The 26,823-nt window shown below is 41.9% G+C and carries 20 protein-coding genes; 17 read left to right on the top strand and 3 right to left on the bottom strand.

The annotated features are described in order from the left end of the window. Nucleotides 1-210 precede the first annotated feature (210 nt). Both G587_RS0109870 and G587_RS22275 read right to left on the bottom strand, forming a co-directional pair. Nucleotides 211-468, bottom strand: coding sequence for a hypothetical protein (locus tag G587_RS0109870; protein WP_026492100.1), 258 nt, complete (start codon nt 466-468; stop codon nt 211-213). A gap of 178 nt (nt 469-646) precedes the next feature. Continuing rightward, nucleotides 647-1,537 (bottom strand): hypothetical protein, encoded by an 891-nt coding sequence (locus G587_RS22275; RefSeq protein WP_035786300.1) that lies wholly within the window; start codon nt 1,535-1,537, stop codon nt 647-649. Between the two features lie 347 nt (nt 1,538-1,884). On the opposite strand from G587_RS22275, the gene G587_RS0109860 reads away from it, so the two are divergent. Both G587_RS0109860 and G587_RS0109855 read left to right on the top strand, forming a co-directional pair. Next, entirely contained in the window at nt 1,885-3,237 is a 1,353-nt protein-coding gene (locus G587_RS0109860) for a hypothetical protein (RefSeq protein WP_026492099.1), read from the top strand. A gap of 41 nt (nt 3,238-3,278) precedes the next feature. After that, nucleotides 3,279-4,139, top strand: a complete 861-nt coding sequence (locus G587_RS0109855; RefSeq protein WP_035786335.1) for a patatin-like phospholipase family protein — start codon at nt 3,279-3,281, stop codon at nt 4,137-4,139. Between the two features lie 69 nt (nt 4,140-4,208). Here G587_RS0109855 and G587_RS0109850 read toward each other — a convergent pair whose 3' ends face one another. Next, complete coding sequence (locus G587_RS0109850) at nt 4,209-4,838, bottom strand: hypothetical protein (protein ID WP_196812551.1); 630 nt, start codon at nt 4,836-4,838, stop codon at nt 4,209-4,211. A 268-nt stretch (nt 4,839-5,106) separates the two neighbouring features. Between G587_RS0109850 and G587_RS22270 the strand changes: the two genes are divergently transcribed. From G587_RS22270 to asnB, 15 genes are all read left to right on the top strand, one after another. After that, nucleotides 5,107-5,424, top strand: coding sequence for a hypothetical protein (locus G587_RS22270; RefSeq protein WP_051200946.1), 318 nt, complete (start codon nt 5,107-5,109; stop codon nt 5,422-5,424). A gap of 102 nt (nt 5,425-5,526) precedes the next feature. Then, nucleotides 5,527-6,609: a metal ABC transporter substrate-binding protein gene (locus G587_RS0109840; protein WP_026492096.1), complete on the top strand. Its 1,083-nt coding sequence runs from the start codon at nt 5,527-5,529 to the stop codon at nt 6,607-6,609. 27 nt (nt 6,610-6,636) lie between these two features. Then, nucleotides 6,637-7,356, top strand: coding sequence for a metal ABC transporter ATP-binding protein (locus tag G587_RS0109835; RefSeq protein WP_026492095.1), 720 nt, complete (start codon nt 6,637-6,639; stop codon nt 7,354-7,356). A gap of 1 nt (nt 7,357) precedes the next feature. Further along, a complete protein-coding gene (locus G587_RS0109830) occupies nt 7,358-8,197 on the top strand; it encodes a metal ABC transporter permease (protein ID WP_026666402.1) in 840 nt (279 codons plus the stop codon). Nucleotides 8,198-8,215: 18 nt separating this feature from the next. After that, nucleotides 8,216-8,740, top strand: coding sequence for a hypothetical protein (locus G587_RS22265; RefSeq protein ID WP_051200945.1), 525 nt, complete (start codon nt 8,216-8,218; stop codon nt 8,738-8,740). 103 nt (nt 8,741-8,843) lie between these two features. After that, the gene (locus G587_RS0109820) at nt 8,844-9,974 is read left to right on the top strand and encodes an aldo/keto reductase (RefSeq protein WP_026492093.1); all 1,131 of its coding nucleotides are present in this window, start codon (nt 8,844-8,846) and stop codon (nt 9,972-9,974) included. 275 nt (nt 9,975-10,249) lie between these two features. Next, nucleotides 10,250-12,280, top strand: a complete 2,031-nt coding sequence (locus tag G587_RS22260) for an HD-GYP domain-containing protein (RefSeq protein WP_242830066.1) — start codon at nt 10,250-10,252, stop codon at nt 12,278-12,280. A gap of 50 nt (nt 12,281-12,330) precedes the next feature. Continuing rightward, nucleotides 12,331-16,554, top strand: coding sequence for a hybrid sensor histidine kinase/response regulator (locus tag G587_RS22255; protein ID WP_155829482.1), 4,224 nt, complete (start codon nt 12,331-12,333; stop codon nt 16,552-16,554). A 49-nt stretch (nt 16,555-16,603) separates the two neighbouring features. After that, the gene (locus G587_RS24415) at nt 16,604-17,362 is read left to right on the top strand and encodes a response regulator (protein WP_051200944.1); all 759 of its coding nucleotides are present in this window, start codon (nt 16,604-16,606) and stop codon (nt 17,360-17,362) included. 42 nt (nt 17,363-17,404) lie between these two features. Beyond that, complete coding sequence (locus tag G587_RS0109800) at nt 17,405-19,774, top strand: HD domain-containing phosphohydrolase (RefSeq protein WP_026492092.1); 2,370 nt, start codon at nt 17,405-17,407, stop codon at nt 19,772-19,774. Nucleotides 19,775-19,975: 201 nt separating this feature from the next. Beyond that, the gene (locus G587_RS0109795) at nt 19,976-20,794 is read left to right on the top strand and encodes a hypothetical protein (RefSeq protein WP_155829480.1); all 819 of its coding nucleotides are present in this window, start codon (nt 19,976-19,978) and stop codon (nt 20,792-20,794) included. 157 nt (nt 20,795-20,951) lie between these two features. Continuing rightward, nucleotides 20,952-21,605, top strand: a complete 654-nt coding sequence (locus G587_RS0109790; protein WP_026492090.1) for an HAD family hydrolase — start codon at nt 20,952-20,954, stop codon at nt 21,603-21,605. 169 nt (nt 21,606-21,774) lie between these two features. Further along, a complete protein-coding gene (locus G587_RS0109780; protein WP_026492089.1) occupies nt 21,775-23,121 on the top strand; it encodes an esterase/lipase family protein in 1,347 nt (448 codons plus the stop codon). A 296-nt stretch (nt 23,122-23,417) separates the two neighbouring features. Further along, complete coding sequence (locus tag G587_RS0109775; protein WP_026492088.1) at nt 23,418-25,187, top strand: ammonium transporter; 1,770 nt, start codon at nt 23,418-23,420, stop codon at nt 25,185-25,187. Nucleotides 25,188-25,219: 32 nt separating this feature from the next. After that, nucleotides 25,220-26,803, top strand: coding sequence for an asparagine synthase B (gene asnB, locus G587_RS0109770; protein WP_026492087.1), 1,584 nt, complete (start codon nt 25,220-25,222; stop codon nt 26,801-26,803). Nucleotides 26,804-26,823: the final 20 nt, after the last annotated feature.

The following is a 26,823-nucleotide window of genomic DNA, read 5'->3' as shown; positions in this document are numbered from 1 at the left end:
TTTCGGCTTCATCATATTCTGTTAATAACATTCCTTTTACCTCCGCTCTATGAATTTCAAGGAAGTCCTTGATAAAATAATCATTTCAATAAACGTAAACTCATATCAAAAAAACTTCCGTTTGTAGCTTTTAGGATAATCTATAAGATTCTCCTCAGTAATACACATATCGATAGCAATATAGTAGGATTGCTACTGAAGTAAGTAATATTATTTTTCGCTATTGTTATGGGCATTACGATATTCTTCTAGGAGTTCTTCCTGGATAGCGTTGTTATCAACAGCTCGAAGGATATCATCGGTACGATTTAGAGATCTTAACCAGGTGTAAAGACCATTAATTTCTGCTTTGCCTTTAGCCTCACCTTTGGCTTCACCTTTAGCTTCACCTTTAGCTTCTCCTTCATCATATGCTTCTTTTTTAAATAATTCTAAAGTTTCGGCTTCATCATATTCTGTTAATAACATTCCTTTTACCTCCGCTCTATGAATTTCAAGGAAGTCCTTGATAATATAATCATTTCAATAAACGTAAACTCATATCAAAAAACTTCCGTTTGTAGCTTTTAGGATAATCTATAAGATTCTCCTCAGTAATACACATATCGATAGCAATATAGTAGGATTGTTACTGAAGTAAGTGATATTATTTTTCGCTATTGTTATGGGCTTTACGATATTCCTCTAAAAGTTCATTCTGGACAGATTCGTTGCCTACAGCTCGAATAATATCGTCAGTACGATTTAGATCTTTTAGCCATGAGTAAAGACGATCAATTGTTTTTTTGCCTTTAGCCTCACCTTTAACAACTCCTTCTTCATACCCATCCTGATGGACATTTTTCAGATGAAGTTCTTCATTATATTCCAGTATACTCATCTCAAACACCTCCGCGCGTTGTTTTCGCAGAAAATCGGCAAGGATGTCCTCGTTAATGCATTCATCGATTGCTATTTTTACAGCTTCTTCGATGGACATTATTTTTGCGTATTTTCTGATTTTGGCAACGAAAATAGAATAATCTTTAAGTGTTTTGCAGGCGTCCATGATATCAGGATTCCTGTTTTCGTTGATATTGATAACAGTAACGGTAAGCTCGAGCTCCGGTGGAATAATCTCTTTTTCAAAATGATCAGATAACCTGTAATATGATTTGTCTTCCATTTCGCCTTCGCCATTATAAAAGACGACAAAACGCGGAGTAGGGATTTTGATCAGCTTACTTCCATAGAGATCTTCTTTTTCAGTAATACCGGCAAAAAGATTTGATACATAAATTAAAAATCTCAAAGCCATATTCCCACACTTAGTTGATTGGTGCTCATAGAGATTTAGCTCAAAACCGAAGACGAAAGAAATATCGTTTTTCATCTTCATAAGCACACCATCTTCTAAGGTGTTGATCTCCAGATCATCTACATTGTCATAGTGAGTTCCGTTTACTGCATTGTATAGGGATAACAGTTCTTCTTTGCTGTCAAATAGCATTCTGAAAACTGAATCCTTATACTTTCTGTTAATAGTTACTTCTTTCAATTTAATCCTCCTTGTATGTCTGTGTCATAAGACCATACAAGGTAACGAAATAGAAGAAAACCAACGAATCCAACTACTATAATTATATCCTACAACGTTCATCCAAACAATCTGTGGAAAAGGTGGGAGATGCTCCCGGATACCCAATATGGTCGTCTGACCAGAGGTAATATTACGACGGAAAAAGGAATATGTCAATTATAAAATAAACACAATATACAAAAATAGTGCTTTACATGACTGGACGAAAGGATGCAAAAGTCTAACCAGAGTGCTACAATCAAACTTGTTCGTTTTTACGGTTACGTCAAACCGTTAAAAAATAATTTTGTTGGAGGGAATTTAATATGAGGAAACTGGCAAGGATTGGGGCTACTGCGCTTGCATTGGCACTCTCAATCACAATCATGACACCGGGCACGGCTATGGCAGCTACGGAGACCAAGGAAAAGCTCGCAAGGAATTACGAGAACAGAGATTATAATAGCCTGATCGAGGAAAACAGGAAAAATGTTTTAGGTCCTTTTGATGATGTGTTTGATGCCTATGATGCAGCAAAGGCAAAGGGATATCGTAAGAATGGAGATTGGATAGAAGGATATTCATTGTATGAGGATCGCACTACTAAAAAAATCTACGTTGTATATACGACATATACTAATACTGTAACCGGACAGACAAGCACGAAAAGTAGTGAGGTAAATACACGCTTTTCATCTGAATCTGATGAATCCAACAGATTTCAGTCTGCTATCAGAATAAAAAAGGGTGAGATTACTTATCTGGCAATCCCGCTTCATAGTGGTGATTTCACAATTAAGAAGGTAAAGTCTTCCAAGAAGTCAATTGTTTCAGCTAAGCTATATAAGAAGATGAGTAGTGAATATACTACTCAGGATCGTCCCAATTATTTTTCCAGAACAAACCCGGATGGCACATGTTCATATTTTTACGTCAACAGCGTTGGTGATAAGATTGTTATTGGTACATTTACTAACGATGATGCCGGAAAGGCTAAGCTTAAGGCGGCTCTGGATGCAACAAACGGATCAGAGGCTGTGAGATATATCAGGCTTGAAGGAAAGAAGGAAGGTAAAGCAAACCTTACATTTAAGGTATATAATATTGCAGGACAGGAGACAGGTAAGGTTAAGCTTACGGTTCATGTTCAGGATGACGTTTCTCCTTTTAAGGCAGTTACATTTGCAGGCAAATCACTTCTTACAGATTACTCAAATCCAAATAATATAAACTACAAGAAGAAGGATACAGACACTCTTTGGGATGTTTCTTCTGCGAAAAAGGGTAAGCTCGTTGTAAAGGCAAATAAAAATTATAAGATCACTAAGATTGAAGTTGGAACCCTTTATAAGGAAACAAAGAATTATGAAAAGCCTTATAGTGGTTCATATACTACAACTGACCATAAAGTAGATGGCAAGACTGTATTTTTTAAATATAAGACAGTAAAATCCGGCAAGAAGATTTCACTTGGAACAACACCCTATTATGGTGATAGCGGAAATTATAGCGGCGATTTTTCAGGTGATAAGAGCACCAAGACATCTAAAAACGGAACAAGAAAGACAAATGTAAATGGCCTGTATGCACCTACAGATATCAGAATTACATATTATGATAAGCTGACACAGACCTATGCGGTTGAATCTTTCCGTATATATTGCAAGGCTAAGAAGTAACATATATCTGGACATTTATGGACAAAACAGCAGAGGAAATTATGGACACAGGGAATTTTAAAACAGGACTTATAATGGAAGGCGGCGCCATGCGCGGAATGTTTACAGCAGGGATCATGGATGTTTTCATGGAAAATGACATTCATTTTGACGGAGCTGCAGGCATTTCAGCGGGTGCTATTTTCGGATGCAATTATAAGTCCCATCAGATAGGAAGGGCTATCAGATATAACAAGAAATATGGCAGAGACCCTAGATATTGCAGTATATGGTCTCTTATAAAAACCGGGGACCTGTACGGCGTTGACTTTTGCTATCACAAAATACCCGAAAAGCTTGATGTTTTTGACCGCGTCACCTTTGAGAGAAATCCCATGGAATTCTATGTTGGTGCGACGGATGTTGCTACAGGCAGAATAGCATTCCACAACTGCATGGATGGCAGGGAAAAGGATATAGAGTGGATGAGAGCTTCTGCTTCGATGCCCTTTGTATCAAGACCAGTCAAAATAGATGGCAGGCTCTATCTCGATGGCGGAATCACGGATCCGGTGCCCTATAAGCATATGGAAAAGCTGGGATATAACCGAAATGTCATTATCCTTACCCAGCCCAAGGGCTATCAGAAAAAGGAGCACAATCCCCGTCTGATAAAATCTCTTCTTCGCAAATACCCTGCTGTGGCAGAGGCTATGATCAATCGTCCGAAGGTTTATAATCGTCAGATGCAGGAGATTCTTGAAAGAGAAGAGAGCGGAACGAGCCTTGTAATAAGGCCGCCGGAATCTCTGGGAATAAGCCGCACAGAAAACAACCCCTCAGAGCTGGAATGGGTTTACCAGACCGGAAGGGTTGAGGCTAAGAAAAGATTATCTGAGGTTAAGAAATTCCTGCAAATGTAACATAGGAGCCGTTTTGGCGCTTACTCTCGTAGGCGCCAGGACGGCTCTTGAAATAAATGGGCAGGAAAATTATAAGCCGATATATTTTTTCCTGAGATAGAAGCCAAGGCCTACCAGACCTATGGTCTCAGTGAAATGAAAAATGATGGAAGACCACACTATACCTACGCTGTAGCCTGCGATTCTAACGGTATGCATTCCCAGAAGCACAAATGCCAGAAGGAAAATGGAGATAAGAAACAGAGCCACCATTTTCAGCAGCTTATCATGAAGAAAAATGCCCGTGATAAAAATACCAAGCAAAAGGGCAGTAAGTATGCTTATATATTTAAAGCCATGGGTGTTGTTATAGATTGCAACGAAGGCCTGGCCGCCGGTTCCTGCCGAAGAGCTAAGACCTGTAAGGTCAAAAATGAAGCGTCTGTATACGATGGAGCAAATGTCATAAACAAGGCGTACGCCTACAAGGATGACTCCCCACAGCTCTATGAGCTCGATGATGGATTCGCCTGAGAGGGCAGGGATATCCTTACCCATTACCTCCTGCTGGAGAACAGCCATCTGAAGCTTGTCAGATTCATCCACAACAGACAGGGATCTTTTCAGCTTTAACCAGGATGATAAAAAGACGAACGCCATTAACAGAATCATGATAGTGGATACCACAACCTGACTCGTAAATGCTAAGGTGCTCATCATGGCAGGGGCAGTAAAATTCCCTGAAACAATAATTTTTCTCACTATGAAAAGCACGAAGTTCGCCAAAATATGAATGCCTGAAGCGAGGAATAATGAAGTTGAGAGGTAGTGTGTTTTCTTATTTATAAACATAACTTTATTTTATCATGTTGCAGCAGTTACGTGGTATTTTGTTTGTGAAATTACGATTGTAAGTTTGACATAAAAAGGAAACGGAAATATAATCAGTTTGATTTGTTAGCCATGAGCAATAGATAGGGACAGATATATGCAGAGTTTAAGCAATAATAAGAACAGCATAAAGAAACTTCTTGTAGCATACACCGCTTTTGCGATGCTTTTTGTTGTGCTGTTTTCAGCTGTGTTTGTTTCCGTAGAGTCATTCCATGACTGCGATGGCGAGAGCTGCCCTGTCTGCGCCCTGATCCAGCAGTGTGAAAATAACCTAAGTCAGCTCGGTGATGGACTTGTTGCGCTTTACATGGCCTTTTTAGCAGTACTTTTTCTTGGTACTGTTTTAAGCTTAAAGGATATTGTTCTGGTGTATTCCACACCTGTCAGTTCCATGGTTCGAATGAACGATTAAATAGTCGTCCTTAAATACTGCGCAGGGGATACTATGCCCTTTGAAGCAGTAATCATTCATTTTTCCAAAATACAAATTGAATAAAGAGAGGATATATCTATTATGAAGAGATTTATATCATTAGCAGCGGTTGCATTGGCAGCGATGCTTTGTTTTTGTGCGTGTGGAAAGGCTTCCGGCAAGACTCCGGCTCCTGAGACCTCAGCCAATGAGGCTTCAACCACTGAGGATTCAAGTAATGAGGCTTCAACCACTGAGGATTCAAGTAATGATACTCCAACCACTGAGGCTTCAGCGCCTAAGATTGTCTGCACTATTTTCCCTGAGTATGACTGGGTAAGAGAGATTCTCGGCGAAAAGGCAGAGGGGGCAGATCTTACCATGCTTCTTGATAACGGAGTTGACCTTCACAGCTACCAGCCAACTGCAGAGGATATCGTGAAAATATCAGAGTGCGATCTTTTCATATATGTTGGCGGAGAGTCAGATGGCTGGGTAGATGATGCACTTAAGGAAAAGACCAATAAGGATATGGTTGTGATAAACCTCCTTGATACTCTTGGAGACAATGTAAAGGAAGAAGAGGTTGTAGAGGGTATGGAGGCTGAAGAAGAGGAGGAAGAAGAGGGCGAAGAGGAAGAAGGACCTGAGTATGACGAGCATGTATGGCTCTCACTTAAGAACACCAAGATTCTTGTGGCTGCCATAGCAGACGCCCTTGAGAAAATAGATTCCGAAAATGCAGACATTTATAAGAAAAACGCAGAGGAGTACACTGCAAAGCTGGATGCTCTCGATGTGGAGTACGCAGATACTGTGAAAAACGCAGCTTTGGATACTGTGCTTTTTGGTGACAGATTCCCCTTCAGATACATGGTTGATGATTACGGCCTTAAGTACTATGCAGCATTTGTGGGATGCTCCGCAGAGACAGAGGCCAGCTTTGAAACTATAGCTTTTCTTGCGGGAAAAGTGGACGAGCTTGGCTTAAAGAATGTGCTTACTATTGAGGGACAAAACCACAAGATAGCAGAAACGATCATACAGAATACCAGTACTAAGGATCAGGGTGTTTTGACCATGGATTCCATGCAGAGTACAACCACAGAGGATGTTCAGGGTGGTGCAACCTATCTTGGCATCATGGAGAGCAATCTTGAAGTACTAAAAGAGGCGCTTAACTAATTAAAGCAATACGAAAGAGAGAAATATATGAAATTACTAACTGTCAGCAATCTGACCCTTGGCTATGACAACAGAGCTGTCATGGAAAATGTGAATTTTGAAGTAAATGAGGGAGACTATTTGTGCATAGTCGGAGAGAACGGCTCCGGAAAATCTACTCTTATGAAGACACTTCTTGGACTGTGTGAGCCCCTGTCAGGCGAGATACAATATGAAAATGGTATATGCAAAAGCGAGATCGGTTATCTGCCGCAGCAGACCATAGTTCAGAAGGATTTTCCTGCTTCTGTAAAGGAGATAGTACTATCAGGATGTCAGTCAAAGCATGGACTAAAGCCCTTTTACGGAAAAAAAGAAAAGGCGACAGCCTTAGCCAACATGGAAAAGCTGGGGATATCAGACCTTGCTGACAGGTGCTACAGGGAATTATCCGGCGGGCAGCAGCAGAGAGTCCTTCTTGCAAGGGCACTCTGTGCCGCAGGGAAAATTCTCCTTCTGGATGAGCCGGTAGCGGGGCTTGATCCTCAGATAACCATGCAGATGTATGAGCTGATATCGAGTCTTAACAAGGAAGGCATGACTATCATCATGATATCTCATGACATCTATGGGGCACTGGGGAATGCCAGCCATATACTTCACATGGGAGAGAAGGCGACATTTGCTACAAGAGAAGACTTTGTGAAAAGTGATATAGGTAAGCTCTACATCAGCTATGAGCAGCTCTGTGAGAGAAGGGTGGTGTGATATGGAAAAACTGATACTTTATATGAATTATCCCTTCGTAAGGTATGCGCTTATAGTGGGCGTACTGATAGCGCTGTGTTCATCTCTCCTTGGAGTATCGCTGGTATTAAAGAGATATTCCTATATAGGGGACGGCCTTTCTCATGTGGCCTTTGGAGGAATTGCCATAGCAAGTGTTGCCAATCTGTCAAACAGGATGACAGTGGTCTTGCCTGTTACGGTCATAAGTGCAATCCTGCTTCTTAGAACAGGGCATAACGCCAAGGTAAAGGGCGACGCTGCAATTGCCATGATATCCGTGGGGGCTCTGGCATTTGGATACCTTATCATGAATGTGTTTGGCAGCAGCTCCAATCTTACAGGGGATGTGTGTACCACACTTTTTGGTTCCACATCAATCCTTACACTCACTATGACGGATGTGTGGCTATGCATAATAATGTCCGTGCTTGTGGTGGCAGCCTATATATTCCTTTATAACAGAATCTTTGCGGTGACCTTTGATGAGAATTTCGCCAGAGCAAGTGGCACAAAGGTGGATTTTTATAATCTTCTCATCGCCATAGTAACAGCCGTAATTATCGTTCTTGCCATGAATCTTGTAGGTTCACTTTTGATATCGGCGCTTATTATTTTTCCTGCGCTGTCTGCCATGAGGTTATTTACAAGCTTTAGAGGTGTAACTGTTTTTTCAGCCATTTTTTCAGTGATATGTGCACTTCTTGGAATAATAGTCTCGATACTTGCAGGGACACCTGTGGGCTCAACGATCGTGGCAACTGATGCTTTGGGATTCGCGCTCTGCTGCGCTACGTCCTTTGGAAAGCGCAGACTGGCATAAGGGGAGGTTAAATACATTATGAAAAAAGCAAGAAGAATAATCTCTGTAGGCCTGATAATGCTTGCTATGGCTACAGCCTGCGGGAAGGAGAAAACGCCTCCTGCAACCGGCAAAACAATAGATGATGCTGCTACAGAAAAGATCACTATAGAAGATACAGCACAGCAGGAGAACACTACTCAGGAAGAATCAATTGCTTCTTCCGGGGACTCCTCCACGGTAGACCTCACGATCCTTTCACCGACTATTGTTTACGGAGAAGTCTTCCAGATGATGTACTACCCTGAAAACTACATCGGAAAAACGGTGAAAATGCAGGGACTTTACGATATCTACACTGACGAGAGCACAGGTAAAACCTATCATGCATGTATTATCCAGGATGCCACAGCCTGCTGCGCTCAGGGAATAGAGTTTGAGCTTGCAGATAGCGATTATCCGGGCACAGATACTATGGAAGTTACGGTGGAGGGGACTTTTGCAACCTATGAGGAAAACGGGACAAAATACTGCACCCTTAAAGACGCTGAGCTTGTAAACTGAGGAAAGGAATCCGTCCGAAAAACCTTACATGAATATAATGCAATATAAAGAGTAGTATAGTAAAATTAATATTGTATGCAGTTTTATGTATTGGAGGTAGGATATGGATAATTCGTTTCCACAGATTAAAACATTTTTTGGCTTTGGGTGTATGAGACTCCCGATGATTGGCACAGAGGTGGATATCGAGCAGTTTAAAGACATGGCAGATTATTTTATCGAAAACGGCTTTAACTATTTTGATACCGCACACGGTTACATTGACGGCAAATCGGAGAAGGCTATTAAGGTGGCAGTTTCCGAAAGATATTCCAGAGATAAGTTCCTTCTTACAGATAAGCTTACAGAGCCTTATTTTAATAAAGAAGAGGATATCAGACCGTTTTTTCAGAGTCAGCTTGATGCCTGCGGCGTTGAGTACTTTGACTTTTACCTGATGCACGCGCAGAATGCCAAGAATTTTGAGCATTTTAAGAAGTGCAGAGCTTATGAGACAGCATTTGATTTAAAGAAAGAGGGCAAGATTAAGCATGTGGGTATTTCCTTCCATGACAGTGCTGAGGTTCTCGATAAGATTCTCACAACTTATCCTGAGGTTGAGATCGTTCAGATCCAGTTCAATTATATGGATTATGAGGATCCAGGAGTTCAGAGCCGTAAGTGCCTTGAGGTATGCAGAAAGCATGGTAAGCCTGTGATCGTTATGGAGCCTGTAAAGGGCGGCAATCTTGTAAATCTTCCCGAGGAAGCTCAGAAGGTCTTTGATGAGCTGGGAGCAGGTCTTTCAAATGCCAGCTACGCCATCAGATTTGCAGCCAGCCAGGAAGGAATAAGAATTGTCCTCTCCGGAATGAGCGACATGGCTCAGATGAAGGATAACGTTTCCTTCATGAAGGACTTTAAGCCTCTTGATGAGACAGAAATGGGCGCTATTGCCAAGGTAACAGGTATTTACAAGGGACTTGATACAATTCCCTGCACATCCTGTCACTACTGCGTTGAGCAGAACCACTGTCCTATGAATATCATGATTCCCGAGATTTTCTCCTGCATGAATACCAGGAAGATCTTCAATGACTGGAATCAGAAGATGTACTATGAAAATGTTCTTACTGCAGACGGTAAGGGCAAGGCAAGTGCATGTATTGAGTGCGGAGGCTGCGAAACAGCATGCCCTCAGCATCTTGAGATAAGATCACTTCTTAAGGATGTGGCAAAAGAATTTGAGTCATAAATAACAGTAAAAATACAGACAGTCATTGCATCAAAACGGCAGTGGCTGTCTTTTTTCAGGGCTATAAATTTCAAAAACATTTTATTGGTTTTTTATTAAATTTGTATTCCAAATATTGTATGATTTAATAGTAACATTATGGATAAAAATAGCGGTATTTTGCCTTTAGGGTTTTTTATATGCAATCACAGGTATATAGTCAGGGCAGGAACAGAATATTTCTTGCTTCATTCGTATGCATCGGAGTCATAATAAATGTACTTTTGTACTTTATTATGAATAAATTTGATGTGCCTCTTTATATGGACACACTGGGAACTATTTTTGTCACAATAGCGGTGGGACCCTTCTTTGGAATAATGACTGCCGTTATTTCCAATACTCTTTGCATGGTCTTTAATGGACATGCCATCTATTATTCTGCTGTAAATGCGCTCATTGCCGTTCACACCTCCAGTTTTATGAAAAGACATTCATTAAAAAAACAGAAGGATATAGCAAAACTAATCCTTTTACTGGCTATGGTAACAGGACTTTTAAGCACGGTTATACAGTATCTTCTTGGCGAGATACATTCTACTGTGACCAGCAGAAATGCTGAATATTTCTCAGACAATTTTGGTGTTCCCTTCATCCTTGCAGTGACGATGCTTAATATTCTCCTGAATATTATTGATAAGGGATTCTCTGTTGCCATAGTTTTGGGTGTTCTTCGAATAATGCCTGTAAAGGTTTCAACGCTGCTAAGGGAAAGCACTCTTAAACAGAGCTTGAGTTCCATAATGCATCTGAAGAATGCTGACAAAAATAAAAGTGGTATTAAGTATTCCATTCGAACCAGAGAGACCCTCTCACTTGTTGTGACCTCTATTGCAATAGTGGTTGCCATGACCTGGATCGGACTCAATCTGTACTTTGAGGATGGTAAACAGAGCAGATCTGAAAATGCATATAATGTTGCCAGATTTGCGGCTGAAGTAATTGATGCGGACAGAGTGGAGGAATTTGTAAAGGAAGGAGAGGCAGCCTCAGGATATAAAGAAACTAAGGATATGCTTACAAAGATAAAGGAAAATGCGGCAGGAATTAACTTCCTGTATGCTGTTGTGATGAGAGAAAATGGCTGCCAGGTTGTATTCGATGTTGATACAGAAGAGCAGAGCGGCCATGAGCCCGGAGATGTTGTAAGCTACGAAAAGGATATACTTCCCTATGTTCCTGCGCTTCTCAACGGTGAAGCGATTGAACCACTGGTTTCAGACGGTATAAGAGAGTGGAGCGAGACCATTTTTTATCCTGTGAAGAACAGCTCCGGAAAGACTGCCTGCTATGTTGGCTGTCAGGTTTCTCTTGGCTATGATGCTGATTATATGAGAAATTTTATTATAAGGGTGCTGCTTATATTGGCGGGACTTTTCATACTGCTTGTGGCACATGAGCTGTGGATGACAAATATTTATGTATCATATCCCATAAGATCCATGTCGTCCGTTATGGATTCCTTCGCTGATAGCGGTGATGAGCAGAGGGCTCTTGATGAAAACGTCCGCAAGATCAGGGAGCTTGGAATTCACACCGGTGATGAGGTTGAAAAGCTTTATCAGACTCTTTGCGATATGACCCTTAACCAGGCAGAGCAGATGAGGAATATCAGACGTCTGACCGATTCTACCATGAAGATGCAGGACGGACTTATTCTTACCATGGCGGACATGGTCGAGAGCAGGGACTCTGACACGGGAGCTCACGTTCAGAAGACCTCAGCATACGTAAAGATAATTGTGGAGGGACTTAGGGATAAGGGCTATTACCCTGAAAAGATCAATCCCAAATTTATCTCTGATATTGTGAGATCTGCACCTCTTCACGATGTAGGAAAAATCAACATATCCGATAAAATCCTCAATAAGCCCGGTAAGCTTACGGAAGAGGAATTCGAGATTATGAAAACTCATACCACAGCAGGTAAAGAGATAATAGAGAAGGCTATTAATACGGTTAAGGGTGGTAGCTACTTAAAGGAAGCCAGAAATATGGCTGCTTACCACCATGAGAGATGGGATGGAAAGGGCTATCCCGAAGGGCTTCACGGTGAGGTTATTCCGCTTTCCGCAAGAATCATGGCGGTTGCGGATGTGTTTGATGCGCTTACCTCCAGAAGAGTGTATAAGCCACCGTTTACGCTTGAAAAGGCACTTGAGATCCTGCAGGAGGGTGCAGGATCTCAGTTTGATGCGAAATGTGTAGAAGTTTTCATGGATTCACTTCCTGAGATAAAGGTAATTCTTAATAAGTATAATCAGTAAATTACACGCACTCCTTTTTATGTGGGTGATATGACCTATGGAGGTTGTCAGTGACTGGCAGGTTTAACAGGACTAATCTATTAAGAATATATTTGGCGACTCTTTCTGTCACTGCGCTCGTTTTTGGCGGAACTAAGGTTATGGCTGAGGATGAGAGCGCGTTGAAGACAGGAGGGGGCTATGCGGTCTCTAAGCAGACTGATAAGGTGGGGTATTCTGCGCAGATTTATGATGCAGAGAATGGCCTTATTACGTCTGATGCCAATTGTATCTTAGGTGCCAGTGACGGCTCCATCTGGGTTGGTGGCTACAGCGGAATACTACGCTATGACGGTTCAACCTTTGAAAAGCTGGATACCGCAGACGGACTTACCAGCGGACGAGGAATCTTTGAGGATTCCAGACGAAGAATATTTGTAGGAACAAATGATAACGGTGTTGTAGTGATTGACGGCGAAGAACGTATTCATTACACCTACAAGGAAGGTCTTCCCTCATCCTCGATAAGGACGTTTGCTGAGGATAATAATGGAAACGTATTTATCGGTACTACATCAGGTATTGCGTATATATCACCTGATGGTGCGCTCCGAGTCCTTGATGATGCGAGGATAAACGAGGAGAGAATATTAAAGCTTGAAGCTGATACTAACGGAAGGATTTACGGACAGACCAAGAATGGCGTAATCTTTGCCATTGATAACTGTGAGGTTACAGAGTTCTATGACTATGAAGAGCTTGGCATGGAAAAAATCACATGTATTCTGGCTGATCCCAATAATCCCGGAATGGTATATATCACGACTTCAGGCTCCGATATGTACTACGGTCAGTTTGGAGCAAGATACATAAACATGAAAAGAATATCCATTTTGCCGCTGGAAAACATCCACTGGATCAGCTATGACTGTGACCGCGTGTGGATATCTACCACGGAGGCAATAGGATATCTGGATAATCAGAAGCATTTTCATGAGGCTAAAAATCTCCCTATGAACAGCTCCATAGAGATGACAACCTCTGACTATCAGGGTAATCTTTGGGCTGCCTCATCCACGCAGGGAATAATGAAGGTTGTTACCAATAATTTTGAGGATCTGTTCGAGCTTGCAGACATTAGGAAGCTGGTTACAAATGCGACCTGCCTTCATAAGGATAAGCTTTATGTCGGAACCGATTGGGGACTCTTTATTATCGATAAAAATAACGAGGCTATTACCAACAAGGTTACGAATTACTTTAAGGATACCAGGATAAGATGCCTCATGGAGGACAGTAATAATAATCTCTGGGTATCCACATATACCGGCGGAAAAGGACTTGTCTGTGTAAACAGTGCAGGAGAAATTACTGCTTATACATCATATAACGGACTTCCGCATAATGAGGTCAGAGCTACCTATGAGGCAGCAGATGGCAGCATTTTAGTTGCCACCAACGGTGGTCTTGCGGTCATTCAGAATGGAAAAATAGTAAAATGTGTCTGCTCCGAGGACGGAATAAAAAATACGATTTTCCTTTCAGTGATCAAGGATGCAGACGGAAAAATATATGTTGGTACGGACGGCGACGGTATATACGTTATAGACGGCGATAAAATTGACAGAATTGGCAGAGATGACGGACTTACCAGCGATGTCATCATGAAGATCAAGGAGGATAAAAAGAGAGGCTTATACTGGCTTGTAACCTCTAACTCCATTCAATATATGAAGGATGGTGTTATACATGAGATTTCTACCTTCCCGTATAACAACAACTACGACATCTACTTTGATGATAACGGATATGCCTGGGTGCTTTCTGCCTGCGGTATCTATAAGATCAAGGCAGATGATATGCTTCGTGATTCGGTTTCTGATTACAGACTCTACACGATAGAGAATGGACTTCCCTATTCCATTACCTCCAATTCACGAAGTGCTCAGGATGAAAATGGCAATCTGTATATGTCCGGAAGGTATGGTGTTATTAAGGTAAATACCAATGACTTCCTGGAAGAGAGTATAGATATAAAGGTAGCAGTCAACTCAGTATACTGTGGTGACACAAAGATATTACCCGATGCTGAGGGCAAATATGTAATCCCTCCTTCAGGGGAGAGAATAAGAATTCAGGCATCAATTATGGACTACACCATGGTCAATCCCATGGTCAGGCTATACCTGGAGGGAAGACAGGATGATGGAATAACCAAGCCCAGAAGTGAGATGTTCCCTCTTGAATATACGGACCTTCCTTATGGTAACTACAAGCTTCATATTCAGGTTATGGGCCACAATGAAGAGGAGATAATTCTGGATGAAGCCTTTGATATTATAAAAAAGCCGAAATTTACCGAGCTTTTCATATTCAGAATGCTTTTTGCAATACTGCTGTCTGCGCTGGTTGGCTTCATAGTTTATAAGGTAATGAAGGCCACCGTAGTTAACAGGCAGTACGTTGAAATAAAGAAGGCAAGAGATGAAGCGGAGAGAGCAAACTCTGCAAAGACCAGATTCCTTGCCAATATTTCACATGAGATCAGAACTCCTATCAATACCATTATGGGTATGAATGAGATGGTCATGAGAGAGGATGCCACCGGAGTTCCCAAGGGATATTTCATGTCAATGATGAACTATTCCTTCGATATTAAAAATGCTGCGGAGTCACTACTTGGTCTCATAAGTGACCTCCTTGATATGTCCAAGATTGAATCAGGTAAGATGCACCTGGTTCAGGAGGAATATGATGTTCAGGATATGCTCCGTGCAATAGTGAGCATGATCCGCATTAGAAGTACACAGAAGGAACTGACCTTTGACGTTGTAGTGGATGAAATGCTGCCAAAGCGCCTCTACGGAGATGATGGTAAGATAAAGCAGATAGTACTTAACCTCCTCACCAACGCTGTTAAGTATACCAACTATGGCGGATTTATTCTTAATGTGACGATGGTGACCAGAGAGGATAATGACTGCGAGATCAATTTCGTTGTAAAGGACACCGGAATTGGCATTAAAGAAGAGGACATGGAGAGGCTCTTTACAGCTTATGAGAGACTTGATGAGGAGAAAAACAGCGGAATTCAGGGAACCGGTCTTGGACTTGATATCTCAAGAAGATTTGCAGAGCTTATGGGTGGATCATTAACCTGTAAGAGTGTCTATGGAGAGGGCTCTGAGTTTACCTTCGTAGTTCATCAGAAGATTATAGATCCAACTCCGCTTGGAATATTTGTAGAGCATGAGGAGGTTGTGGCTGCGGGACCTTATGTTCCTAAGTTCGTTGCTCCTGATGCAGATGTTCTGGTGGTGGATGATAGTCCTATGAATCTGAATGTCATTAAGGGACTTTTGAAGGCGACCAAGGTATTTGTAACCACAGCATCAAGTGGAGCTGAGTGTCTGGAGAAAATTGCAGAGAACAACTATAATGTTGTTTTCCTTGATCACATGATGCCTGAAATGGATGGAATAGAGACCCTTGCGAGGATTCGTTTGATGAGGCCGGATCTCCCTGTTTATGCTCTTACAGCCAACGCTTCAAACAGTGCAGACTTCTATATTGAAAAGGGCTTTAACGGATATCTGACCAAGCCTGTTGACTGCGAAGCGCTTGAGAAAACCATCATGAAGCATATTCCTGAAGAGATGATGGAAAAGGCTGATGAATCTGAAGCCATTGAGGATCTCAAGGAAATTCCCGAGGAGCTTTCATGGATTAAGGATATTCCTGAGATATCCGTTGATGAGGGTATCAAAAACTCCGGAGGAATCAGCAGCTACATATTCTCATTGCAGCTTTTCCTGGATACTATAGATGGCAATGCCAGGGTTATTCAGGATGCTTATGATAGTAATAACATAAGGCTTTATACTATAAAGGTTCACGCACTTAAGAGCTCTGCCAGGATCATCGGTGCAACAGACCTTGGAAAGCTTGCTGCAGACCTTGAGGATGCCGGCAATCATGAGGATACTGGCTTTATTCAGGCTAATCATGACAGGTTCATGGCGGATTATTTATCATTCAAGGATAAGCTTGGAAGACTTGTTTCAGAATCGCAGGAGAGCGAAGACAAAGAGGCTATATCAGCTGCAGAGCTGCAGGATGCCTACGATGCACTTAAGGACGTTGTTCCACAGATGGACTATGACGCTGTGGAAATGATCATAGGACAGCTCAAGACCTTTGCACTTCCGGAGGAGGATGCGACTAAGGTGGCAGAGCTTGAAAAAATGCTCAGAAATTTTGACTGGGATGGAATGGAAGAGCTGATAGCAAAATAAACATTGGTTCATGAAGCAGTAAATACTACATTTTAGAGGTGAGAAGATTATGGCTGGAAATAGCATGGTAGTAATTGGAGAAAAGGAATCCTTTATTGTCAGGGTACTTATTCAAAAGGCTCAGGCAGCAGGCTGTGCTACATCATTTGTCCACTGGACTGTCAATGACATTAGCAAGGGGATAGAGGGAGTTTCGCTGATAACCTTCTATATTGATGAAAATGATATGCCTCGCGAGGATGCGGTCCATTTTCTTATTGATGAAATGCGGGATAAGAGTCTTCAGATGATCCTTATCGGTGAGCAAAGGGATATAGAACGTGTCAGCAAGATGGTGCCGGCAGAGCTTATCTATCAGACCTTCTCGAGACCTGTTGATAATGCTGAGTATGTAAAAGCGGTCACTGATTATTTCAAGAAAATGGCTACGGGAGAGTTCAGGAAGAGCATTCTTGTGGTGGACGACGATCCTCAGTATCTGACGCTGGTCCGCGAATGGTTAAAGGAAAAGTATAAGGTATCCATGGCTAATTCCGGATTACAGGCCATTAAGTGGCTAGGAAAAAACAAGGTTGATCTGATCCTTTTAGATCACGAAATGCCTATTACAAGTGGACCACAGGTCCTTGAAATGCTAAGGAGTGACGAGGAAACAAAAACAATTCCGGTTATGTTCCTTACGGGAAAGAGCGATAAGGAAAGCGTAATGGCTGTGGTGGCACTCAGACCCGAAGGGTATTTCCTTAAGAATATAGGAAGAGATGAGCTGCTTGAAAAGCTTCAGGAATTTTTCATCCTGCATCAGTAGGACAGGGATTTGGGAGGACGTGACTAAAGGAGTAGTTAGCTGATGTATGAGTTTATAAAAACAAACCAAATGGATATCATGCTGGCTTTGTGTGCATCCTGCATGACAATGGCGCTTTTGCTGTTGATCACAAAGTTCCTTCCGAGGAGGAGAAAGTGGATCCTTATCGGGATGGAGCTTGTTGCGGTTTTTTTGCTCTTTTTTGACAGACTGGCATACATTTATGTCGGAGACATGAGTCACACCGGATATGTTATGGTCAGAGTTTCTAACTTTATGGTATTTTTTCTGACCTCCGGTATTGTTTTTAATTTTAATATCTACATTATCGACCTTATTAATGAATATGGAAAACTTAGGATAATCCCGAAGAGGCTTATGTTTACAGGTATTGCATCAATAGGCGGAATGCTATTGGCAGTCATCTCAGCTTTTACGGGAATTATTTATACGTTTGATGCTTCTAATCACTATCAGAGGGGACCATGGTTTCTTATGGCCTATGTGGTACCGGTTATCGGTCCGCTAATTCAATATACAGTTTGTTTTGAGTATAGAAAGAAATTCAGTATATTTATCAATACTGCGCTGTTCTTATATATTTTTCTGCCCATCATAATGGGTATTATCCAGATTTTTACCTACGGAATATCAATTGTAAACATGGCTATGGTCATGGTGTCTGTATCGCTATATGTATTTTCATATCTTGATATCAATGAGACCGTGGTCAAATCACATATCCTTGAGATGGAAACCCTGCAAAAGGAACAAAAGAGCATGAAGCGTCTGTTTGAGCAGACCGCAGGTGCTTTTGTTAAGGCTGTTGAGAAGAAGGATGAATTTTTAAACGGTCACTCGGCTAAGGTTGCGGAGGTTGCGAGAAGAATTGCAAATGCAGCAGGAAAGAGCGCAGAGGAACAGGAGGAAGTATATTATACAGCTATCCTTCACGACATAGGAATGATCGGTTTACCTGACAGCATAACGGAAAAGGATGAACTGAATGCTTACGAAAAAGAATTGATCAGGCAAAAGCCACTTCTCAGTGCAGAAATACTTTCTGCCATAACGGAATATCCATACCTTAGTCTTTATGCCCGTTACTGCTATGAGAGATATGATGGAAGCGGATATCCTGAAGGGTTAAAAGGGAATGCCATTCCGGAGGTTGCAAGAATAATCTATTTGGCAGATGCGTATGTTGCCATGTCTTCACCCAAAAAATACAGGGACGCACTGCCTATGCCAATAATCCGTGAAGAGCTTATAAAGGGAAATGGTGAGCAGTTTGATCCATATTACACTGATATTCTGATCAAGCTGCTTGATGCAGATGTTAATAACAAGATACTGACAGAGGAAGTTCAGATTGAGACAGAGCTTCAGTGTGGAACGTACAGGGATAAGATTTCAGCAGGTATAGCGATAGAGAATACAGTTACGAATATAAGCTTTTTGTGTATGGAGAGTGAGACGGCAGCAGGAGCCTTCAGCCAGCCTTCAATTATATTGTTTGATTCCTTTGACAGGCATGTATACAACAGGGAGAGGGAGATCGAAGCCTTTAAGTACACTGAGTATGGTGAGCTTTGGTTTGATGGTCACAGTGTAACTACCAATGCCAGAAATATTCTCATTAAGGTGACAGAGCATGAGAGTGAAGCAGTTACCACTGAAAGCGCTGAGCAAAACTACTTTATTTCAGCCCGTCGTTTTGAAGATCACCTTATGCTCGTAATGGACAGCAGGGGAAGAACCGTAAAGGTCATTGTGGCACTTCCCGATAAGACCAAGTCAGCATATATCGGAATCACCGGTGAAAATTGTTACATAACGGGTATCAATATTGAAAATACTGAAGACATTACAAGGGCAGAGGATATCCCGAGGATAGAGGATGAGCTGGACTACACAGACAGAATGGTTTCCGATGTACCTAATATTCAGATTGACAGGCCAAGGTCAGCTTCAACAGAGGGCATAGCAATAAAAGATCACTTAAAGCTCAAGTTCCACTCTGTGAGCCTTCCTTCCGCGACACTTGTATGGCACTGTCCGTATATTGTTCTGTTTTATTCTGATGATAAAAAGGTGTACGGCGAGGGCTACCGTGAATACGCCATGATAAAGCTAAATGGTGAGAGTGACGAGATCAAGGAATTCGCCAATAATAAGGTGTCCATCAAAAAGAAAGAGCAGTTCAAGAACTGGAATGTCTGGAAGGATACCTGCAGAAAGGGTATGGAGTGTGAAGTCCTCTTTAAGAGAAAGGGCAACACCATAACCACAGTCACGGAGAACCTTGGAATCTCAATTGAAAATATCACCACCATTAACGGTGGTAACGGCAAGGTCTATGTAGCTTTGTCGGGAGATCAGGTGGCACTGACGGATATAAGAATATTGTAATTTTACTATAAAGACTTCCCACATCAAGCTGTGGGAAGTCTTTTTGATGCAGAGAAATTGCTGGAAAAATATTTTATATATGGTACAATGGAGAACGTGTTGTCGTTATAACGTAATATTTCAGGGGGAACAGATATTATGGTGGCAACCGAAAAATTTAACAGGGTATCATTTTGGGCTGGTACCGGAAAGAGGTATTGTATGAAAAAAGGTTTTGTAACCAAGGTCAAAGCGCTTATTCTTGCGCTCACAATTTTCAGCTGCAGCTTCGTATGTAATCCAAAAGAGGTAAAGGCAGCTACCAACCTGAATCTTAATCAGGTGTATAACTTTTCCGTTACTTATGGATCACCGCAGACCTTCACTTTTCAGACTCCTGCCACAGGATACATAAGAGTTGAAGTTACAGTGACTGATGTTAAGGACGGACAGGGAAAGACAGCGTATGGTAATCTGATTGACTGCCAGGCTTCAGTGGATAACAAGTCAATTTTGTATACACTTATTGGCAGAAACAGCGGAACCAAAGCTTCAACAAACTATGCATTTGCTCCCGGAAAAACAGGTACAATTAACGTTTCTGCTGATGTGTCAGTACCGTGGACCTACTATTATCAGATCAAAATAGTTAATGAGACTCCCGAGAACTTCGAAGCTGAGGACAACAACACAGCAGATACAGCTAACAAGATTAAGACCAAAAAGGTTTACAACGGTATCTTAAATGAGAAGAATGAGGACGCTGACTGGTATGTCTTCAAGGCTCCCAAGACAGGTAATTACAGATTCTTTTTCCAGAATATGGATGATGCAAGAACCGGGGATTTTTTCTATGTTCAGGGATATAAAAAGAAGAATAAGGTAGATAGCAGGATCCCTTATACATCTGTCGATGCAGGTAAGGGCTGGTGCAAATCAAAGAAGATCAGATTAAAGAAGGGCAAGAAGTACTACATCAGAATCAGTGATTCTCTCTATGATAGCAATGCCTACCAGATCAAGGTTAAGAAAGTAAAATAATATAATATAAAAAGGGAAGTCCTTTGCGATTGATACGTAAGGACTTCCTTTTTTACGGCAAAAAATATATGTAAATCGTTGAAAATATGGGGTTGATATTGGATAATATACTTCGTGTACATAGCACATGAGGGAATCATGAGTTAAGGAGGAGACTATGAAGGAATTTGACGCAGTAGTTTTTGATATGGACGGAGTGATCTTTGACTCTGAGAGAGCAACTATGGATTGCTGGATTGAAATTGCAGACAAATATGGTTATGAGAATATGGAAGAACTTTTCCTTGCCTGCACAGGAACAAACGCTGAAAAAACAAAAGAGCTTACTCTTGAATTCTACGGCGAGGATTTTCCTTATGATAAGTTTGCTAAAGAGGCATCTGTAATGTTCCATGAGAAGTACGATGGCGGAAGGCTCCCCATGAAGAGCGGTGTAGCCACGATCATGGAGTTCTTTAAAAAGAATAACAAAAAAATAGCACTGGCTTCTTCAACCCGTAAGGAAGTGGTTGTTAACGAACTCAGAGATGCTAAGATACTTGACTATTTTGATGAGATAGTTACAGGGGATATGGTTTCAAAGAGTAAGCCTGAGCCTGATATTTTCCTCCTTGCCTGTGAGAAGATAGGTGTTGCACCCGGGAAGGCATACGCTATCGAAGACTCCTTTAATGGAATAAGAGCAGCTCACAGAGGAGGGCTTAAGCCTATTATGGTTCCTGATCTTAGACCTGCAGATGATGAGATGAAGGAGCTTTCAGAGGTGGTCGTTGATAACCTTGAGGCTGTGGTGAGCTATCTGGAAAAATAAACATTTGGGAGAAAACAGGTATGACAAAGTTTGATGAAATATGGATTACAATGAGGCAATCAGTTATTTGGGATTAAAGACTGCCTTTTCAGAGGAAGTCATCAAAGAGGTGGCAGGATATTTTGAGAAAGAATTGGGACTTTGATTAGGAGTTCATTTAGGAGGGAATATGAAAAAAGTATATAGAGTTTTTGCTGCGGCGGTATCCGTGATATTTCCGTGTCTGGGTATACTTATTCCAAGGTCACTGCAGTCTGTTGTTCTTTATTTGATCTTCGGAGCATTATTTATTCTTATCAATATTGTTCCAAGTCTTGAGGCGGACAGCCTTCGCACAAGAAAGCTCAGACAGTGCCTTAAGGGCGCTGAGCTTTTAAGGTTCTATATGGTGGCATCGGTTATCAATGCAGTTATATGGGTGGCAGATCTTGTTGTTCATATCATGAGTGTTACCTACGGCTTCTGGGTACCATGGCTTTTGTCTGCGCTCATGATTTTTCTTACAATGTCCATTCTTTATTGGAATGGATGCATAAGGATCATTACCAACTCGTCCCAGGCGGGAATAGTTAATAAAGCGGCATCATATTTCTTTGCATGGTTTTTGCCCTTCATTTTTGCGATTGTTCCCGGAATGATAAAGAGAGCAGAGAACGAAGCATACTTTGAAAACTATAAGATAGGTGTTAACGAGCAGCGCCATGCTCAGCAGATCTGCAGAACAAGATATCCTCTGCTTATGGTTCACGGCGTGTTCTTCAGGGATTTCAAGCCTGCCTTCCTTAACTACTGGGGAAGAATATCAGGTGAGCTTCAGCTCAACGGCGCTACAGTTTTCTATGGTAACCAGCAGTCAGCAGCATCAGTTGATAAGTGTGGTGCGGAGCTGGCAGAGAGAATAAAACAGATCGTAGCTGAGACAGGCTGTGAAAAGGTGAACATCATCGCCCACTCTAAGGGAGGTCTGGATTCACGTGCCGCAATCGCAAGATACGGCGTGGAGGATATGGTTGCAAGTCTTACAACCGTTAACACACCTCACAGAGGCTGCGAGTTTGCGGATTATCTTCTCAGTAAAATCGGACAGCCCATTAAGGATAAGGTTGCAGCTACCTACAACGCAGCTCTTTCAAAGCTTGGTGATCCCAATCCCAACTTTATTGAGGCAGTTACAGATTTAACTCACGAGGCCTGCGAGAAATTCAACAGCATCACACCTGATTCAGACAAGGTATATTATCAGAGTATCGGTTCCTATATGGCATCAGCCACAGGTGGAAGATTCCCGCTTAACTTTTCATATAACCTTGTAAGATACTTCGATGGAAGAAATGATGGACTTGTTGGTGAGAAGTCATTTCCCTGGGGACAGAATTATACTTTCTTGGAGCCCAGAGGCGGAAGAGGAATATCCCACGCTGATATGATCGATCTTAACAGAGAGAACTTCGAATGCTTTGATGTAAGAGAGTTTTACGTTCAGCTTGTAAATGACTTAAGACAGAGAGGATTTTAGCAAGTTAAAATCGCAACGTGATAAAAGTTGAAAAAAGATTAAAATCACTCCTTGACAGATTGTATACACAAGCGTACAATCACAAACTATAAAAGACAAAGGCGTCTTAGAGATAACACTCTAAGGCGCCTTTTCTGTACCTTTCGAATACTACTCCGGAGATGTATACAATTGTATACAGGTATTCATGCAATAAAATAAATTATTTAGCGGTGCAATGGGGCATCGGGTGATATACCCTCCCTGTCTGCGCCGCTTTTTTTATCCCATTAAGTTGGGACGTGGAGGAGCATGTTATGAGTGAAGAGATTTTAAGTACAATCGATTCGAGTGTTTTTGGAGTTTGGTTTTTGATAGGCGCAGCTCTTGTTTTCTGGATGCAGGCCGGATTCGCAATGTGTGAGGCAGGATTTACAAGAGCAAAAAATACAGGAAACATCATCATGAAGAACCTGATGGATTTCTGTATCGGTACTGTGGTTTTCATCCTTATCGGCTTTGGTTTATTACTTGGTGAAGATGTGATGGGAATCATCGGAAAGCCGGGATTTGATATTTTCACAAGCTATGCAAATTTCGACTGGTCCAATTTCGTATTCAACCTTGTGTTCTGTGCAACAACAGCAACAATCGTTTCAGGATCCATGGCTGAGAGAACAAAGTTCATTTCCTACTGTGTATATTCAGCAGTTATCTCAGCAATCATCTATCCGATTGAAGCTCACTGGACATGGGGCGGCGGTTTCTTGGCACAGATGGGATTCCACGATTTTGCAGGATCCACATGTATCCACATGGTTGGTGGTATCTCAGCTCTCATCGGTGCATCATTCTTGGGAGCAAGAATTGGTAAGTTCGAGAAGGATGCAAACGGCGACGTAGTTAAGGTAAACGCTTTTCCCGGACACAACCTTACAGCAGCAGCTCTTGGTGTTTTCATTCTCTGGCTTGGCTGGTATGGATTCAACGGAGCAGCATGTACATCAGTTGATCAGCTTGGTTCAGTTTTCGTAACAACAACAATCGCACCTGCACTTGCAACAGTAACCTGCATGATCTTCACATGGCTGAGGTATGGTAAGCCCGATGTTTCAATGTGTCTCAATGCTTCACTTGCAGGTCTTGTAGCAATCACAGCTCCCTGCGACGTGACAGATGCATTTGGTTCAATAGTAATTGGTATCGTAGCAGGTCTTCTTGTTTGCTTCGGTGTTTGGTTCCTTGATTATAAGCTTCACGTTGATGATCCGGTTGGAGCAGTTGCAGTTCACTGCTTAAACGGTATCTGGGGAACACTTGCAGTTGGTCTTTTCGCTACAAATTCAGCACCCGGATACAGCATCGCAGATGCTTCAGGAAACGAGATGGTTGGTCTTTTCTATGGCGGCGGATTTAAGCTCCTTGGAATTCAGTTTATAGGATTCCTTGCAGTAGCAGCATGGACAGCAGTAACAATCACAATCACCTTCGCAGTAATCAAGGCTACACTTGGACTTCGTGTTACTGAAGAAGAGGAGATCACAGGACTTGATGCTACAGAGCACGGCCTTGCATCAGCTTACTCAGGATTCGCACTTATGGATGTATCAGGCACACTTAACATGAGCGTCAATGAAAATACAGACCTTGGCGTAAGCGATTACGATGAGGCTTCAGAATTCCAGAAGAATGCTTCTGTCCCGGTTGTTACACAGCCTATGAAGACAGATGCAGCTATACATAAAGTAGTTATCGTTACAAAGCTTTCAAGATATGACAAGCTTCGTAAGGCCATGAACGATCTTGGCGTAACAGGTATGACAGTAACTCAGGTTATGGGATGTGGCGTACAGAAGGGCTCAGGCCAGAAGTACCGCGGTGTTGAAATGGATGTAACACTTCTTCCCAAGATCAAGCTTGAGGTTGTAGTCAGCAAGATTCCTGTAGAGGATGTTATCGAAGCAGCTAAGAGAACACTTTACACCGGTAAGATCGGTGATGGTAAGATCTTCGTTTACAGCATCGACAACGTAGTTAAGATTCGAACAGGCGAAGAAGGTGTACTCGCTCTGGCTGATGCCGAGTAAGAATAAATGTAACTGTAGGAGGAACAACAGATATGTGCGCAATTCTCACATATGCAAGAGAAGAGATTAGTAAGGAGTATTTTGAAGAAATGCTCCAGAGAACAGCATCGAGAGGACCTGATAAATCCAGGACTCTTAAGGTGAAGGGTGGATGGCTTGGATTTAACAGGCTGGCAATCATGGGACTTAATTGCAAAGGAATGCAGCCCTTCGAACTTAATGGTAATGCTGTTATCTGTAATGGTGAATTATATGGCTTCAATGCTCTGAAAAAATATCTCAAATCTTTAGGTTACTCATTCGTGAGTGACAGCGATTGTGAGATCATACTTCCACTCTATGAGAAGCTTGGAACTAAGATGTTTTCACTTCTCGACGCTGAGTTTGCAATGGTCATCTATGATGGGGAAAAGAGAGACTTCATTGCAGCAAGAGATCCGATAGGAATAAGACCTCTTTACTATGGATATGATGAGGATGGCTACATACTGTTTGCCTCAGAACCCAAAAACCTTACAGGTGTATGTAAAAAGATAATGCCGTTCCCTCCGGGACATTACTACGAGGATGGCAAGTTTACATGCTACAGAGATCTGACTCAGGTAAAGGAAGTCAGAACTGATAACTTAGAAACTATTACAAAAAATATTCACGACAAGCTCCTAAACGGAATAAAGAAGAGACTGGATGCAGACGCTCCTGTTGGATTCCTTCTTTCAGGAGGTCTGGATTCATCTCTGGTTTGTGGAGTTGCAGCAAGCTTATCTGATAAGCCGATTGAGACATTTGCAATCGGAATGGATATAGATGCCATCGATCTGAAATATGCAAGAGAGGTTGCAGATTATATCCATAGCAATCACCACGAGGTGATAATCAGCAAGGAAGATGTTCTCGGTGCACTGGAGCCTGTAATTAAGGCACTTGGAACCTACGATATAACAACGATCAGAGCTTCAATCGGAATGTATCTTCTTTGTAAATGGATTCATGAAAACACAGACATAAAGGTGGTTTTAACAGGTGAGATTTCTGATGAGCTTTTCGGATACAAGTACACGGACTTCGCTCCGAGTGCTGAAGCCTTCCAGGAGGAAGCAAAGAAGAGAGTAAGAGAGCTTCACATGTACGATGTACTTCGTGCAGACAGATGTATAAGCGTCAACTCTCTCGAAGCAAGAGTTCCCTTCGGTGATCTTGATTTCGTGGATTACGTTATGAGCATTGATCCTGAAAAGAAGCTCAACACCTACGGAATGGGCAAGTACCTTTTGAGAAAAGCCTTTGAACCTGATGAGTTTATTCCTCACTCAATACTGATGAGAGAAAAGGCTGCATTCTCTGATGCGGTTGGACACTCACTTAGAGACGACCTCATGGAATATGCAGAGGCTCATTACACAGATGAGGAATATGCTGAAAAAGTAAAGAAGTACACACATGCGACACCTTTTACAAAGGAATCGCTTTTATATAGAGAGATCTTTGAAAAGTATTACACAGATCAATCCGACATGGTAATTGATTTCTGGATGCCAAATAAGAGTTGGAAGGGCTGTGACGTAAACGACCCGTCCGCGAGAGTTCTTTCAAACTACGGCGCCAGCGGAAAATAAATTGTTAATTATTAAGTGAG

Origin of the sequence: Butyrivibrio sp. XPD2002, from assembly GCF_000423945.1 — a bacterium.
In the GTDB taxonomy this organism is placed as follows: Bacteria; Bacillota; Clostridia; order Lachnospirales; family Lachnospiraceae; genus Butyrivibrio.
The sequence above is the reverse complement of the archived record's forward strand: the minus strand, read 5'-3'. Positions and strand labels throughout refer to the sequence as shown.

What these genes read in the sequence shown, in the direction of transcription:
- G587_RS0109790 (WP_026492090.1), top strand. Translation starts at nt 20,952, where the DNA reads ATGAAGGAATTTGACGCAGTAGTTTTTGATATGGACGGAGTGATCTTT.
- G587_RS0109860 (WP_026492099.1), top strand. Translation starts at nt 1,885, where the DNA reads ATGAGGAAACTGGCAAGGATTGGGGCTACTGCGCTTGCATTGGCACTC.
- G587_RS0109835 (WP_026492095.1), top strand. Translation starts at nt 6,637, where the DNA reads ATGAAATTACTAACTGTCAGCAATCTGACCCTTGGCTATGACAACAGA.
- G587_RS24415 (WP_051200944.1), top strand. Translation starts at nt 16,604, where the DNA reads ATGGCTGGAAATAGCATGGTAGTAATTGGAGAAAAGGAATCCTTTATT.
- G587_RS0109795 (WP_155829480.1), top strand. Translation starts at nt 19,976, where the DNA reads ATGAAAAAAGGTTTTGTAACCAAGGTCAAAGCGCTTATTCTTGCGCTC.
- G587_RS22265 (WP_051200945.1), top strand. Translation starts at nt 8,216, where the DNA reads ATGAAAAAAGCAAGAAGAATAATCTCTGTAGGCCTGATAATGCTTGCT.
- G587_RS22260 (WP_242830066.1), top strand. Translation starts at nt 10,250, where the DNA reads ATGAATAAATTTGATGTGCCTCTTTATATGGACACACTGGGAACTATT.
- G587_RS0109840 (WP_026492096.1), top strand. Translation starts at nt 5,527, where the DNA reads ATGAAGAGATTTATATCATTAGCAGCGGTTGCATTGGCAGCGATGCTT.
- G587_RS0109775 (WP_026492088.1), top strand. Translation starts at nt 23,418, where the DNA reads ATGAGTGAAGAGATTTTAAGTACAATCGATTCGAGTGTTTTTGGAGTT.
- G587_RS0109850 (WP_196812551.1), bottom strand. Translation starts at nt 4,838, where the DNA reads ATGATGAGCACCTTAGCATTTACGAGTCAGGTTGTGGTATCCACTATC.
- G587_RS0109820 (WP_026492093.1), top strand. Translation starts at nt 8,844, where the DNA reads ATGGATAATTCGTTTCCACAGATTAAAACATTTTTTGGCTTTGGGTGT.
- G587_RS0109870 (WP_026492100.1), bottom strand. Translation starts at nt 468, where the DNA reads ATGTTATTAACAGAATATGATGAAGCCGAAACTTTAGAATTATTTAAA.
- asnB (WP_026492087.1), top strand. Translation starts at nt 25,220, where the DNA reads ATGTGCGCAATTCTCACATATGCAAGAGAAGAGATTAGTAAGGAGTAT.
- G587_RS0109800 (WP_026492092.1), top strand. Translation starts at nt 17,405, where the DNA reads ATGTATGAGTTTATAAAAACAAACCAAATGGATATCATGCTGGCTTTG.
- G587_RS22270 (WP_051200946.1), top strand. Translation starts at nt 5,107, where the DNA reads ATGCAGAGTTTAAGCAATAATAAGAACAGCATAAAGAAACTTCTTGTA.
- G587_RS0109830 (WP_026666402.1), top strand. Translation starts at nt 7,358, where the DNA reads ATGGAAAAACTGATACTTTATATGAATTATCCCTTCGTAAGGTATGCG.
- G587_RS0109780 (WP_026492089.1), top strand. Translation starts at nt 21,775, where the DNA reads ATGAAAAAAGTATATAGAGTTTTTGCTGCGGCGGTATCCGTGATATTT.
- G587_RS0109855 (WP_035786335.1), top strand. Translation starts at nt 3,279, where the DNA reads ATGGACACAGGGAATTTTAAAACAGGACTTATAATGGAAGGCGGCGCC.